Source organism: Corynebacterium pilbarense (genome assembly GCF_026930265.1).
Classification (GTDB): domain Bacteria; phylum Actinomycetota; class Actinomycetes; order Mycobacteriales; family Mycobacteriaceae; genus Corynebacterium; species Corynebacterium pilbarense.
In genome coordinates, this window is record NZ_JANRML010000002.1 from 135,304 (window position 1) to 149,315 (window position 14,012).

Genomic DNA, 14,012 nt, shown 5'->3' on the forward strand with positions numbered 1-14,012 from the left:
CCCACTAGAACGGCAGCGCCGGGCGCGAACGCACCCGCGTCTGCCCGATGTCGGAACGCTGCCCGGCCTCGTGGCCCTGGTCGAAGGCGACCGCGTCGAAGGACCGTTTGGACGAGAAGCTGCCGAGAAAGAAGCCCATCTCTTCGGCGAATGTGTCGCGGGCTTCGGTGGCTTTCTGGAAGTCGTCGACAAGCACGAGCCCATACTCCCCGTCTGATTCCTCCACGGTCTTTTCTGCCTCGGCGAGGCGCGCGCCGATGCTGGCGGCAAAGCCGGACATGAAGCTGCGGCGGCGCACGACCGCCGATTCACCCCAACTGGTCGCGCGCACCTTCTGGGCATCCGCAAGCATCACCGGCAGCAGCAGCGCGTACAGCATGCCCACCCGCTCCAAGTGGCGCGCGCAGCCGAAGATGACGGCGTCTTTCATGCGCGTGGAGTTGTACACGCGCTGCGAAAACCCCGTGCAGTGCAGCGCGAACGCGATGGTCAGCAGGAGGTTCGCCTGCATTTCCGTGTAGGCGCCGGCGAATTCGTAAGCGCGCTGGCCCACCTCGTCGCCGTCATCGGTGTCCAGGTCGCGTTGTTCGTAGCCGTACTCGGCCATGAGCTCGAAGGCTCTGGCGTAGAACGCGTCGCCTTCCGGTGTGCCCTCACGGTCGCGGGCCTGGTTGAGCAGTTTCTGCAGCCGTTGTTTGATCTTGTCTTCGGTACGCATCGGACGCACCCACCCCTTTCTGTGTTCGGATGTGTGGGTGCAGTTGTAATGGGCGGTCAAGGCCTGTGTTTTTGCACTTGTGGAATTTGCGTTCGCACCCCTGTGGATAACCGGAGTTTTCGCAGGTACGTTGGCCACGAGTTCGCGAGTTGAGAATCCGGCGATACCATCGGTTCCCGTGAGCAGGACCAAACGCAGCTTCGCAGTCACCAAATTCTCCGCCGACGGCACCCGCGACACCCGCGCGGGCCAGGTTGCGGTTGAAGAGCCGTTGGAGATCCGGGCCGGTGACGTGAGCGTCGCTACGCTTATGCGCACCCCAGGCCACGACATCGAGCTCGCCCACGGCCTGCTGCTGGCGCGCGGGATGATCACCCGCGTCGAGGACGTAGTCACCGCCCGCTACTGCGAGGGAGCGATCGGCGGCGAAAACACCTACAACCTGCTAGATATCCAGCTCGCGCGCCCCGCTTCCCCGCAGTTCATCGACCCGATCCCCGGCGACGCCTGCGGCATTTCCGCCGAGCAGCGGGTGCGGGAGCTCGCCGCCAACCTCGACGTGCGCGATTCGTTCATGGAGCTCGAGCCGTCCGAGATCTTCGCGCTGCCCGCGGCGTTGTCGCAGCACCGCACGCGCGACCTGCCCACCGCCGTCGCGGGTGGCACGGGCCGCCAGGACCTCGACGCTTTGAACGCCGTGCACAAGATTGCGGGACACATGCTTCTCGACGCCTCCGCGTCCCCCGCCCTCACCCTCACCACCGATACGCGGGTGGGATTCGAGATCGTGCGGGCCGCCGCAGCGGCTGGGTTCGGCGCGGTGGCCACCACCGCCGGCGTGACGTCGATGGCCGTGGAGCTTGCCCGGGCCACCAACACGGTGCTCGTCGGTGAGCTGAGCGAGGAGCGCTTCAGCGTCTACGCCGGGGCTTAAGGGGCTTAGCCGGCGAACATCTGCGAGGCCTTCACCGCGGTCTCCCACAGCCCGTAGACAAGCAGCACTGCGATAACCAACGCGAGCACCACAGCCGCCAGCGCGTGGAGGGATCCGGCGCCGCTGCCGGTCGCCGTCGTAGCGGATGCTCTCGCCGACGCCCGATCAGCCTCGACCTTGGCCTGCACCGTCTCTGGGTCCTCGAACCACTTCTTGTGAACCGGCTTGACCAAGATGTTCGCAACCAAGCCGACTGCAAGCAGCACGCACATGATGTAGAGCGAGAGCTGGTACAGCTCCGGGCCCGCGTTACCGCGGCTGGCCTGGCGCTCCACCACCATGTTGATGATCAGCGGGCCCGCCACACCCGCCGCGGACCAGGCCGTGAGCAACCGCCCATGGATCGCGCCGACCTGGTACACACCGAAGAGGTCGCGCAGATACGCCGGGATGGTGGAAAACCCGCCGCCGTAGAAGGTGAGCAGGATCAGGGTGCTCACCACGAACAGCGCCAGGCTGGTGTGGCCGGCGGATGCGACCACGAAGTAGAAGATCAGGCCAACCCCCAGGTAGACCATGTAGATGTTCTTGCGGCCGATGACGTCGGAGACGGACGACCAGATGAAGCGCCCGCCCATGTTGGCCAGCGACAGCAGCCCGACGAACCCGGCGGCGGCCGCGGCGGTCAGCGCCGGGTAGTAGTCCTGCACCATCGGCGCGGCGTTTTCCAGGATGCCGATGCCGGCAGTGATGTTGCAGAACAGGATCACCCAGAGGCACCAGAACTGGGGCGTGCGGATCGCGTTGTTCGCGCTGACATTGGCACCGACGATGGCGACCTTCGCTGGCTTCGTCTTCAATTTCGGCGCGCCGGTCGGGGTCCAGTCCGGGTGCGGCAGCCGGATGCAGTACGCGCCCATGGCGATCACGGCTGCGTACACCACCGCAAGCGTGATAAACGTCGGCTCGAGCCCCGCGGCGCGGTCCGCGAGCTCAGCGCCTCCGCCGAACGCCTCCATCAACCGGTTCGAGGCCGGCGACGCGATGAGTGCGCCACCGCCGAAGCCCATGATGGCAAGCCCCGTGGCCAGGCCTGGCCGGTCCGGGAACCACTTCATCAGCGTGGACACGGGCGAGATGTAGCCGACGCCCAGGCCTATGCCGCCGATGAACCCGTAGCCGAAGTACACCAGCCACAGGTTGCCGGTGTGAATGCCCAGCGTGGCTACCAGGAATCCGGCCACCCACAGCACCCCAGCGACAGACATGGATGCGCGCGGCCCGACCTTTTCCACCCACGAACCGAACAGCGCGGACGAGGTGCCCAACATGCCGATCGCCAGCGAGAAGATCCAGCCCACGGCAACCTCTCCCACCCCGAAGTGCTCCATCATTGGCTTTTTAAACACGGAGAAGCCGTACACCTGCCCGATGGAGAGGTGGATGGCCAGCGCCGCTGGGACGATGAGCCAGCGGTTGAATTCCTTAGGCGCGATGATCGCACCCCGGGAGAAGATTGACATGGACGCTTCCTGCCGTCTCGCCTGCATAATTTACGAAGCGCATAATAACTCGCAGGTGGGCAGAATCAGAAAGCTTCCATTCACCCTCTGTAGGGTGGGCCGCACAGCACGAGGAGGTCAACGGCCGATGTTCTACGACGAAGCACTCCAACACGCCGGATCCGCAACTGCCTCAGCGCTCGGCGCCTTACAAACCGCGAGAGTGTTCCTCCACGGCTACGCCCGGCCCTGCACGGCGAGGTGGCCGGAGGTCGCGGAGATCATCAACAGCATCGGGTTCGATGAAACAACGAAAGACTTTTCGCTTCACGACGACGCACGTGCCCGGATGGACACCTGCTACGACCAACTCGATCACGCAGCTGACGATGCCTGGCCCGACGACCCAGACCCGCTCGACACCATCGCCATGAATACGTTGGATGCCGTCGCGGACCTCACATCGAACAGGGTGAAATACTGGGAGCAGTTGGGGGTCGCACTGTCGCCCAACAAAGATGACTACTTCAACTTCATCCGCCTGCTCGCTGCCGCACGCAGCCGGGTCACCGGCGAAACGCTCCACTTCGCCGAGATCGACGACGTGGGCAACCTGTTCGTCTTCGAAGACTTCTTGCCGCCGGTGCTCGCGGAGGACGAAACTGGCTTAGCAGACACCATGATCGAACCCGCGGGCGTCGATATGCACAGCGTCACCGTGGCCAACGAACCTGGAGTGGTGTCGATTGTTGGCCCCGTGGAGACAGTGCGGAAGATCTACGACGCAAACGCGCAAGCTGGAGCCGCTGCGGCAGCCGCACGCACCTCCCCTACCCAGCCGGCAGAGGACCGTGCGGACTACGAGCCGCTCGTCGACTTCACCACCGATTGTCCCGTGAAGTTCGAGGAGGTGCTGGACGCGATGGGCGATCCCGAGCCGACCCCCATCATCGACCGCATGAATTGGAACGAGTTCCTCGGAAACGGGTACCAGGCGACGCTGCCGCTAGCCGGCCAATCGTTTGCCGCTAGGGCCACCGAGAAGGACGGTGTGGTGGCGGAGCTCGAGATCAGCCCGGACCACAGCGCGAGTTTCCTGGGCCTCCCGTTCCACATCCCGACGTCGAGGTTCACCGAGAAGCTCGACGCCTTCGGCATCCCCTGGTCCGACGACGGGCGTGCAGGAATCGTCCTCTACGAGCACTGGGTCACCCTCTACAACCACGACGGGCGGATCGAAGCCGTCCTGTGGCACAACCCGGAAACCCTCACAGACATAGAGCTGCTGGAAATGGCGTTTCCCGCCGAGACCTAAATCCCACCAAGACGCGACGATGCCCCCGGTTCAAGGAGAACCGGAGGCATCGTCGCAAAGCTGCAAAGCAAACGCTTATGCGCGCTTCATCTTGCCGTCCTTGTCAGCGAACGGGAAGCCGAGGTGCGTCAGCAGGGCGCGACCCTCGTCGTCGTTCGTGGCAGTGGTGACGAGCGTGATGTCCATGCCGCGGACGCGATCGATCTTGTCGATGTCGATCTCGTAGAACATGGTCTGCTCGGACAGGCCGAAGGTGTAGTTGCCGTTGCCGTCGAACTGCTTGTCGTTCAGGCCGCGGAAGTCGCGAATACGCGGCAGCGCAACGGTCAGCAGACGGTCCAGGAACTCCCACATGCGGTCGCCGCGGAGGGTGACCTTCGCGCCGATCGGCATGCCTTCGCGGAGCTTGAAGTTAGCGATGGACTTCTTCGCGCGACGCAGCTGCGGCTTCTGGCCGGTGATCGCGGTGAGGTCCTCGAGCGCGCCGTTGATGACCTTGGAGTCGCGGGCAGCGTCGCCCACACCCATGTTCACAACGATCTTGGTCAGGGCCGGGATCTGCATGACGTTGTCGTAAGAGAACTCGTCATTGAGCTTGGTGCGGATCTCGTCCTGGTAACGCGTCTTCAGGCGGGGGGTGTAGTTCTGAATGCTCTCAGTCATTAGATGTCCTTCCCGTTCGACTTGGCCACGCGGATCTTCTTGCCGTCCTCGTCGAAGCGGAAGCCGACGCGGGTCGGCTTGCCGTCGGAATCCAGGATCATCACGTTGGACACGTGGATCGGGGCTTCCTGGGTGACAATGCCGCCGGACTCGGCGCCGCGCTCCGTGTAGGAGTTGGCGACGTGCTTCTTGATGCGGTTCACGCCCTCGACCAGGACCTTGTCACGCTGCGGGTACGCCTCGATGACGCGACCCTGAGCGCCCTTGTCCTTGCCGGCGATGACCTGGACCATATCGCCCTTCTTGATCTTCATAAGTTAGATCACCTCCGGTGCGAGAGACACGATCTTCATGAAGCGCTTGTCGCGCAGCTCACGAGCAACCGGGCCGAAGATGCGGGTACCGCGCGGCTCGGTGTCGTTCTTGATGATGACGGCAGCGTTCTCGTCGAAGGAGATGTAGGAGCCGTCCGGACGACGGGTTTCCTTCTTGGCGCGCACGATGACGGCCTTGACGATCTCGCCTTCCTTGACGTTGCCGCCCGGGGCTGCTTCCTTCACGGTGGCGACAATCGTGTCGCCGATGCCGGCGAAGCGTCGAACAGAACCGCCGAGAACGTTGATGCACAGGATTTCGCGTGCACCAGTGTTGTCGGCGACCTTCAGACGCGATTCTTTCTGAATCACAGTTGGTCTCCTGACCTGGATCAATGTGCGCCAGATTTCCGTCCTGCACGCACGTGGTCAATGCTTTCGGTGCCTATTGCTTATCGACGAACCATCACGTGGTCGAAGGGTCTCGGATGCTCAGCTCGGAAACGCGCGTCACACCCGACCAGCAGTAGACAACTGGAGTATTCAACCACGAGCTGGGCCGATTCCCCAAATCTCACTCCAGAAAGCAAAACGCCCGCTCCCCGAGGGGCGGGGGCGGGACGAATAGCTTGCCTTACGGCTTTAGACGGAGCTTGCGGTGGCGGCACCGAGACCAAGCACACCAGCGAGCGACAGGATGCTGAGGATCCAGCCGACCGAAGACAGGGCAGCCGGGACCAGCAGCAGGTTCGGAGCCTGCGGACCACCGAAGGCACGCATCTCGTTGAGGACCTGGTTCAGCGGCTCCGGATAGGTGGCCGCCTCTGCGACGGGTGCGTTGACGCCGGTTACAACAGCAGCCGCGAGAGCTACAGCGGCGATACGACGGAACTTCATGTTCACTTATTCCTTTCAGGGATTTTTCGAGTCGCGTGTTTTACTTCGCGGCGGCGACGATGGACTGGATGATGCCGACGATGATGTTCAGGGAAGACAACGCTGCCGGCACGAGGATGATGTTCTGGGCCTCCCAGCCACCAACCTTGTAGATTTCGTACAGAACGCGGTTCAGTGGCTCCGGTGCGGGCTGTGCGGATGCTGCCGGCGCAGCGACAACGACGGTAGAAGCGACAGCCGCTGCGGCAACAAGACGGCGAAGTTTCATTACAATCTCCAAAAAATCACGGAAAACAGTGGGCGCTGGCCTCCATAGAAGTCGACCTTGCGCCAACGACGTTACCGCCAGATTTTGCTACGCGTGTCGCAAACTAGGATTTTCTTTCACTGTGCGACCGACCACACACGAAGTACGGCCCACCCACCACTCGCCCCCCTTAGCCGAACAACACCCCTAAAAACTGACTTGTGTCTGTGAATCTAGCCACATAACGCCGCGTACTTACCATCACCCCAGGCCACAGCGTTTTCTACAACACCGTAATGTTTCGCCATAAGGTATGATCTCTTGTACGTTAGAACCCGTGAGTTTTTACGAAGCCGCCCCTACGGCGATCAAGAACAAGGTTGATCTCTTTACCCAAGAGCCCGCCCGGTTTGCCACTCGTGCAGTTCTGGCGGGCGTGTACCTGGGCATCATGACGGCGTTCGCCGCCTCCACTGCCCAACTGCTGGACGGTTACGCCCCAGGCTGGGGCAAGTACGCGTTCGGCGCCATCTTCGCCTCCACGCTGTACATCATCATCGTGCTGCAAGGCGAACTTGCCACAGGCGACATGATGTTCATGACCTACGGCGCACTGCATAAGAAGAACACGGTGGTCAAAGGCCTGTTGCTAGTCCTGTTCGTCACCATCTTCAACCTCATTGGTGCAGTGGCGATTTCATGGTTGATTTCCCGGACCACCATGGGCCAGATGGTCGAGGTGGACGGATTCCTCCACGACTTGCTTGTGGCCAAGCTGCAGAAGTCCAGTAAGACGTTGTTTGTCGAGGCCATCCTGGCCAATGTCGTTGTGAACATCGCCTTCATGTTGGCCACCCAGGCCGGCAAAGACTTCAGCGCGAAGCTGTGGGGTGTCATCCTGATCATCCCGTCGTTTGCCACCATGAGCTACGAGCACTCCATCGCGAACTTCATTCTCACCAGCCTGGGCGGTTTCACGCTCGGCCCGGAGGCGATCGAGGGCTTCACCAACTGGAACGTCATCCGCAACTGGGTTGTCGTGTGGCTGGGCAACTTCGTCGGCGGCGGCTTCATCATGGGCGGGCTCTACGGCTGGCTCAACCTGACCAAGACGGACTACAAGGACTAGTCCCGTACCGTCTGCCAGAATGGGACAGGTGAATACACCTGTTTCCCACTCGGCCCCAGATGTCCTTCAGGCCGTGCGCGGCGTGCGCGATGCTGTGGCAGACACGGCGTTGCCTGTCGACGTCGCCTCCGAAGCCCGAGCCATAGTCAATCAACTCGACGACTATGTGCTGCCGCGCCTGGCCAACCTGGACGCTCCCCTGCTTGCGGTCATCGGCGGCTCCACCGGCTCCGGCAAGTCCACCCTCGTCAACGCGCTTCTGCGCGAACGAGTGTCCAACCCGGGCGTGATCCGCCCGACTACCCGCCAGCCGGTGCTGGTGGCCAACCCCGGCGACGCGGACTGGTTCAACTCCCCGCAGGTCCTGCCTGGCCTCGCCCGCTCCCACGGCGCAGGAGACGAGCGCTCCACCACACTGCGTGTCGTGGACACGCCCCGCATCCCGGAAGGCCTGGCGCTTCTCGACGCCCCCGATTTCGACTCCATCGACGACCAGAACCGGGCACTGGCGTCCCAGCTCCTCGCCGCGGCGGACTTGTGGATTTTCGTTACCACCCCGGCGCGCTACGCGGATCAGCTCGTGTGGAACTTCCTCAACGACGCCGCCGGCCGCGGTATCGAGGTCGTAGTTGTGCTCAACCGCCTCGACGAAAAGGCCGCGGAGACGGTGCCGGACGACCTGCGCCGCATGATGAACGACGCCGGCTTGTCCAAGGCCACCGTGTTTACCGTCCCGTTCGTGGCGGAACTGGGCGGCGAGCAGGGCGGCGAGTTCCTGGGCGAGGAACTCGTCGCTGACCTGCGCTCCTACCTGACCACGCTCGCGGACGACACCGCCGCCCGGCGCGACGTGGCCGGCAAAACCGTCGCTGGCGCTGTGGAATCGGCACTTCACCGCGTGGACGCCTTGGTGGGCCGCCGGGAGCGCCAGGAGAACTTTGCCAACCAGCTGGACGAGTCGATCCACGAGTTTTACACCGCTGCCAACCGCCACGTCATCGACGCCACTTCCGACGGCAAGTTGCTGCGCTCCGAAGTGATGGACCGCTGGCAGGATGTCATCGGCACCTCGGATGTGTTCCGCGGCTTCGAACGCTGGTTCTCCAGCGCCGTGGACAAGGTGGGCAGCTTCTTCACCGGCCAGCCCGCGCCCCTGCGCGAAGTGGAGACGGAAATCGAGTCCGGCCTCCACGCCGTGATCGTGGACGCCGCCGAAACCGCCGCCTCCCGCGCCTGGTCCCACACCGGTTCGGTAGCCCCGGAGCTGCGGACCGACGCGGACCCGGCCCTGGCCCGCGCCAGCGCCGACATCTCCGAGCAGGCTGCGCAGCTGGTGCGCGACTGGCAGCAAGACATGGTCACCCGCATCCAGGACACCGCGGGTGACAAACGCCAGCGCGCCCGCATCATGTCCTTCGGCCTCAACGTGGTCACAGTGGCGCTGATGCTGGCCGTGTTCGCCTCCACCGCGGGCATCACCGGCGGCGAGGTCGCCATTGCGGGCGGTTCCGCTGTAGTGGGCCAGAAGATGCTAGAGACCATTTTCGGCGAGGAAACCGTCCGCCGCATGGTCACTGAGGCCCGCGAGGACCTGAACCAGCGCCTGGGCGAGCTCTTCGCCGCGGAGCGCGACCGCTACCACGCCTTCACGGATCCCCTGCTCGAGGGCGCAACCGCCGAGCAGATGCGGGAGGCTTCCGCGGATGCGAAGCGCGCTGTGGACGTGAGGCTCCTTGGGCTCGTCGATAGGCAAGATGCGCCGCAGCTTCCCGCAACGCAGGAGGATGTGAAGGAAAGCTTCGAGCGCGGCGCGCTGCGCGGCCTGTTCGACCAGTTGCGCGGCAACTTTGGCAAGGGGGGCGGCAATGTTTAGGAAGAAGGCTGGCCTGACCGAGCGTCTCGCGGCGTTGAATGAAGCCGCGCAGATCGGCGCGCCGTACCTCTCCCCTGCACACCGCGAGGGCCTCGAGCGCGTGGCGAAAGCGGGCGCGGAACGCCGCGCGCTGTCCGGCGACCACACCGTGGTGGGCTTTTTCGGCGCCACCGGTTCCGGCAAGACCTCCCTGTTCAACGCTGTTGTCGGCGAGGACCTAGGCAAGGCCGCCGCGCGGCGCCCCACCACCTCCTCGCCTTTGGCCGCGATCTGGGAGCCGGACGGTTCCGAGGAGCTTCTGGACTGGCTCGGTGTGGAAGACCGCCGCGCACGCGAAGGCGAGTTCGCCCGCGGCGCAGGCCCGCTGATCCTGCTGGACCTGCCCGATTTCGACTCGGTGGAGGCGTCCAACCGCGCCATCGCGGAGCGTCTCGCCGGCCAGGTGGACGTGCTGGTGTGGGTCTCCGACCCGGAGAAGTACGCGGATTCCGTCATCCACGACCAGTTCATCCGCCCGCACGCCAACCACTCCGCCGTGACGCTGGCGGTGCTGAACAAGTCCGACCTGCTCTCCGCAGGCGATGTCGGCACCGTCGCGGACTCCTATGCGGGGCTTTTGCGTGACGACGGCCTTTCCAACGTCCAAGTCGTCCCCACCTCCACCCTGACCGGTGCCGGCATCGAGGACCTGCGCGCCGCGATCGCGAAAGTTGCCAAGGCCCACACGGCGCAGACTGCGCGCATCGAGGCGGACATCCGCTCCGTTGCCGAGGGGTACGCCGGGGTGAAGGGTGCCGGAGGCGTGACAAAGCATGCGAAACGCGACATGGACGCCGTGCTCGCACAGGCCGCCGGCGCGGACCGCATCGCGCAGACCACCGCCGCGGCCTACCGCAAGCGGCTGCGCGAGCGCACCGGGTGGCTGCTGACCTCCTGGATCACCCGCTTCAAGCCCGACCCGCTACGCCGGCTGGGGCTGCGCGAAGCATCCGACGAGATCGGCGTGCACCGCAGCTCCATGCCGGAGCTCGACGCCGCCTCGAAGGCCGTGGCCAACCGGGGTGTGCGCGACTACGCGGGCGCCGTTTCCGACGGGTTGCCGCACGAGTGGTCCGCAGCCGTGGCCGACCGCGCCGAGGAGGTCTCCGCTGGCCTGCCCGCGGAGCTGGACCGCGCCGTGGCCCGCACCACGCTGCCCGCGGAGCCGTCCAAAGGCTGGTCGCTGCTCACCGTGATCCAGTGGCTGGCGCTAGTGGCCGCACTGGTGGGTGTGCTGTGGTACCTCCTGGTCGCGTTCGTGCCAGGTGTGCTCACGCCTCTGCTCGGCGGCGACCTCGTTCCCGACGTGGAGGGCTGGCCCATTCCGACGCTGCTCATCATGGCGGGGTTGCTCACCGGCCTGGTTATCGGCCTCATTTCCGCGGTGTTTGGAGGGATGCTCGGCTCCGGCGTGAAGCGGCGCACCCGCTCGGCGGTGCAGAAACAGGTCGCGGAGGTCTCCCAGACCGCCGTCGTCGAGCCGCTGCTGGCCATCAGGGAGGACTACTCCCGCTTCGCCGAGCGCATCGCCGTGGCCTCCGGCTAGTTTCCCGGTACGGTCGGCGGACATGGCACAAATTCCTAGAGTTCTGTCCATCGCCGGCACCGACCCCACCGGTGGCGCCGGCATCCAGGCCGACCTGAAATCCATCGCAGCCGCCGGCGGCTACGGCATGTGCGTAACCACCGCGCTGGTGGCGCAAAACACGCAGGGTGTGCGCGAAATCCACACTCCTCCGCAGTCGTTTCTGCGCGCGCAGCTCGACGCGGTCTTCGACGATGTCGCGGTCGACGCCGTGAAGATCGGCATGCTCGGCGACACAGAGACCACCCGCACCGTCACCGATTACCTCGCCGCACACCCTGTGCCGGTCGTGGTGGTGGACCCGGTGATGGTGGCCACCTCCGGCGACAGGCTGCTTTCCGCCGATGCCGAGGCCGCGCTGCGCCAGCTGGTGGCCGACCACGCCACCGTGGTCACCCCGAATATCCCGGAGCTGGCGGTACTCACCGACGAGCCCGAGCCAGATTCGCTCGACGCGGCGGTGGAACTGGGACAGCGCTACGCCCGCGAGACAGACGTGCAGGTCCTGGTCAAGGGCGGCCACCTCAGCGGCGAACGTGCCTCCAACGCACTCGTTGCCCCCGACGGCTCCACCCACATCGCCGAGGTGCCCCGCGTAGCGACGAAAAACACCCACGGCACCGGCTGCTCCCTGTCCTCCGCGCTGGCAACTCGCATGGCACTCGGCAGCGCCGCTGACGCCGTTACCTGGGCCTCCGAGTGGCTCCACGAAGCAATCGCCAACGCCGACGAGCTCCACGTCGGCCAAGGCCACGGGCCGGTGCACCACTTCCACCGTCTCTACCGGCTGGCCGGCGGGGTCTGAGCCTCGGCCGCTACAGGCTTCGGCTCCTTCGGTTCCACCGCGAACAGCTTGTCGCCGGCACTGACGCTGCCAGGCAGCAGCAGGCTCGGCAGCACCTCGCCGACCTTCTTGGTGTTGGATACCACCACCGGCGTGGTCACCTCGTAGCCCGCGGCCTCGATACCTTCGATGTCGAAGGTGGCCAGCAGGTCGCCCGCGCGGACCTCGTCGCCCTTGTTTACCTGCGGGGTGAAGTGCTCGCCCTTGAGATTCACGGTGTCGAAGCCGATGTGCATGAGCACGTCTACCGGCTTGCCGTCCGATCCGGTGCCGCGCACTGCGAACGCGTGAGCGGACGGGAAGGTGACCATCACTTTGCCGTCGAGCGGCGAGCGCAGCTCCCCCACCGTCGGGCGGATCGCCACGCCCTCGCCGAGTTTGGCCTGGGCGAACATCGGGTCGGACACGTCCGTAAGCGGCAGCGCCTCGCCGGTGAGCGGGGCCGCGACAGGAAGCGCGTCCGCGGACGCCTCGCGCAGCGTGACCGCCGCGGCGGCATCGGCGCGCGAATCTTCCGGGGCGTCCGGATCGATCGTCCCCTGCTTGCCCACCAGGTAGCGGCCGTAGCCGTAGGCGGCGGCGAACGCGATGACGAAAGTGACGGCAGCGAGCGTCAGGAACGTCGGCATATCGCCCGGGCGCATGGACACGACTCCGATGAAGCCGGCGGCACCTAGGGCGGTGGCCTTGACGTCGAAAAGCGCGATGAGCATCGCACCAATTGCCGCCGCGCCCATGCCGATGTAGAACGGCCAGCGCAGACGCAGGTTCACACCGAAGATCGCCGGTTCGGTGATGCCGAAGACCGCCGAGACACCCGAGGACCCCGCCAGGCCCTTGAGCTTGGCGTTGCGCGCCAGGAAGTACACGGCCAGCGCCACCGCACCCTGCGCGATGTTGGCCATGGACGCCGTGGGGAAGATAAACGAGCCGCCCTGGTTGAACAGCTCCAGCTCAATCGGCGGGAAGGACTGGTGCAGTCCTGTGATCACAATCGGCGAGTACACCAGGCCGAAGAGGAACCCGCCCACCGGGCCGCCGAGGTCGTACAGGCTGGCCAGGCCGTGAATGAGCAGGTCGCCGAGCCAGCGAACGAACGGACCGACAGCGATGAAGGTGATAAACCCGGTGATCAGCAGCGTGGCCAGCGGGGTGATCAAGAAGTCCGCGGTGCCCTTCAGTCGGCGGTGGAACCACTTCTCAATCGTGGCCAGAATCCACGCGACAGCCAGCACCGGAAGCACAGCGCCCTGGTAGCCGCCCTGCGCCACCGGGAAGCCGAACAGGTCCCAGTACGGCATGGTCCCTTCCGCCATGGACGTGGCCACGTCGTAGCCGTTGACCAGCGCGGGGTGCACCATCGCCATGCCCATGCCGGCGCCCAAGTACTCGTTGCCGCCGAAGCGCTTCGTCGCGGAAAAGCCCACCAGCACCGGCAGGAACGCAAACGGCGCGGACGACAGCACGTTGATGATCTCGGTCAGCCCCTGGATCTGCGGGAACATCCCCACCAGAGAATCGTCGCCGAACAGCCCCTCCGCGGTGAGCACGTTGTTCAGCGCCATGAGCAGGCCGCCGCCGACCAGGATCGGAATCAGCGGCACGAAGATGTCGGAAAACACCTTGATAAAGCGGGTGAACCAGCTGCCCTGGTTCGCCGCCACGCTTTTCAGCTCCTCGGTGGAGACCGCAATGCTTCTCGACGTCATCCCGTCCATCGCCGCAAACACCCTGTCCACGTCACCAGGGCCGACAATGATCTGGTACATCCCGCCGGTTTCGAACACGCCCTTGAGGTCGGGGTCGTTCTCCAGCGCGGCCGTGTCCGCCAGCGAAGAATCCTTCAGCACCATCCGCAGACGCGTGGCGCAGTGCGCCGTGCCGACGATGTTGTCCTCACCGCCCACGGCGGCCAGCACTCGGCTGGCCACGTCCTTATGTTGCACAGTCGT

14 protein-coding genes are annotated in these 14,012 nt (G+C 65.0%); 6 read left to right on the forward strand and 8 right to left on the reverse strand.

Annotated features, from left to right (window positions below):
- Nucleotides 1-4 precede the first annotated feature (4 nt).
- Nucleotides 5-718, reverse strand: a complete 714-nt coding sequence (locus tag NUW87_RS02515) for a DUF2786 domain-containing protein (RefSeq protein WP_269027107.1) — start codon at nucleotides 716-718, stop codon at nucleotides 5-7.
- Nucleotides 719-896: 178 nt separating this feature from the next.
- On the opposite strand from NUW87_RS02515, the gene NUW87_RS02520 reads away from it, so the two are divergent.
- Entirely contained in the window at nucleotides 897-1,652 is a 756-nt protein-coding gene (locus tag NUW87_RS02520; protein WP_269027108.1) for a formate dehydrogenase accessory sulfurtransferase FdhD, read from the forward strand.
- A gap of 5 nt (nucleotides 1,653-1,657) precedes the next feature.
- On the opposite strand, the gene NUW87_RS02525 is transcribed toward NUW87_RS02520, so the two are convergent.
- Complete coding sequence (locus NUW87_RS02525; protein WP_269027109.1) at nucleotides 1,658-3,175, reverse strand: OFA family MFS transporter; 1,518 nt, start codon at nucleotides 3,173-3,175, stop codon at nucleotides 1,658-1,660.
- A 127-nt stretch (nucleotides 3,176-3,302) separates the two neighbouring features.
- On the opposite strand from NUW87_RS02525, the gene NUW87_RS02530 reads away from it, so the two are divergent.
- The gene (locus NUW87_RS02530; RefSeq protein WP_269027110.1) at nucleotides 3,303-4,469 is read left to right on the forward strand and encodes a hypothetical protein; all 1,167 of its coding nucleotides are present in this window, start codon (nucleotides 3,303-3,305) and stop codon (nucleotides 4,467-4,469) included.
- Between the two features lie 75 nt (nucleotides 4,470-4,544).
- Here the strand turns inward: NUW87_RS02530 and rplE are convergent, their stop codons facing one another.
- From rplE to NUW87_RS02555, 5 genes are all read right to left on the reverse strand, one after another.
- Nucleotides 4,545-5,132, reverse strand: coding sequence for a 50S ribosomal protein L5 (gene rplE, locus NUW87_RS02535; RefSeq protein WP_034997268.1), 588 nt, complete (start codon nucleotides 5,130-5,132; stop codon nucleotides 4,545-4,547).
- Complete coding sequence (gene rplX, locus NUW87_RS02540; RefSeq protein WP_063937568.1) at nucleotides 5,132-5,446, reverse strand: 50S ribosomal protein L24; 315 nt, start codon at nucleotides 5,444-5,446, stop codon at nucleotides 5,132-5,134. Before rplX ends, rplE begins: the two co-directional genes overlap by 1 nt.
- Before the next feature lie 3 nt (nucleotides 5,447-5,449).
- Complete coding sequence (gene rplN, locus NUW87_RS02545; protein ID WP_034997264.1) at nucleotides 5,450-5,818, reverse strand: 50S ribosomal protein L14; 369 nt, start codon at nucleotides 5,816-5,818, stop codon at nucleotides 5,450-5,452.
- 270 nt (nucleotides 5,819-6,088) lie between these two features.
- Nucleotides 6,089-6,343: a hypothetical protein gene (locus NUW87_RS02550; protein ID WP_239217634.1), complete on the reverse strand. Its 255-nt coding sequence runs from the start codon at nucleotides 6,341-6,343 to the stop codon at nucleotides 6,089-6,091.
- A 40-nt stretch (nucleotides 6,344-6,383) separates the two neighbouring features.
- The gene (locus tag NUW87_RS02555; protein ID WP_070844964.1) at nucleotides 6,384-6,611 is read right to left on the reverse strand and encodes a hypothetical protein; all 228 of its coding nucleotides are present in this window, start codon (nucleotides 6,609-6,611) and stop codon (nucleotides 6,384-6,386) included.
- A gap of 316 nt (nucleotides 6,612-6,927) precedes the next feature.
- Here NUW87_RS02555 and NUW87_RS02560 point away from each other — a divergent pair, with 316 nt between their 5' ends.
- From NUW87_RS02560 to thiD, 4 genes are read left to right on the forward strand one after another with little or no spacing between them, the layout of a single operon-like run.
- The gene (locus NUW87_RS02560) at nucleotides 6,928-7,719 is read left to right on the forward strand and encodes a formate/nitrite transporter family protein (protein ID WP_269027111.1); all 792 of its coding nucleotides are present in this window, start codon (nucleotides 6,928-6,930) and stop codon (nucleotides 7,717-7,719) included.
- A 19-nt stretch (nucleotides 7,720-7,738) separates the two neighbouring features.
- Entirely contained in the window at nucleotides 7,739-9,592 is a 1,854-nt protein-coding gene (locus NUW87_RS02565) for a GTPase (protein ID WP_425555384.1), read from the forward strand.
- On the forward strand, nucleotides 9,585-11,177 hold the full coding sequence (locus NUW87_RS02570; protein ID WP_269027113.1) for a GTPase family protein: 1,593 nt from the start codon (nucleotides 9,585-9,587) through the stop codon (nucleotides 11,175-11,177). Before NUW87_RS02565 ends, NUW87_RS02570 begins: the two co-directional genes overlap by 8 nt.
- A gap of 22 nt (nucleotides 11,178-11,199) precedes the next feature.
- The gene (gene thiD, locus NUW87_RS02575) at nucleotides 11,200-12,021 is read left to right on the forward strand and encodes a bifunctional hydroxymethylpyrimidine kinase/phosphomethylpyrimidine kinase (RefSeq protein ID WP_377733917.1); all 822 of its coding nucleotides are present in this window, start codon (nucleotides 11,200-11,202) and stop codon (nucleotides 12,019-12,021) included.
- On the opposite strand, the gene NUW87_RS02580 is transcribed toward thiD, so the two are convergent.
- Nucleotides 11,997-14,006, reverse strand: coding sequence for a sucrose-specific PTS transporter subunit IIBC (locus NUW87_RS02580; RefSeq protein ID WP_239217630.1), 2,010 nt, complete (start codon nucleotides 14,004-14,006; stop codon nucleotides 11,997-11,999). The two genes, thiD and NUW87_RS02580, sit on opposite strands and share 25 nt — an antisense overlap.
- Nucleotides 14,007-14,012 lie beyond the last annotated feature (6 nt).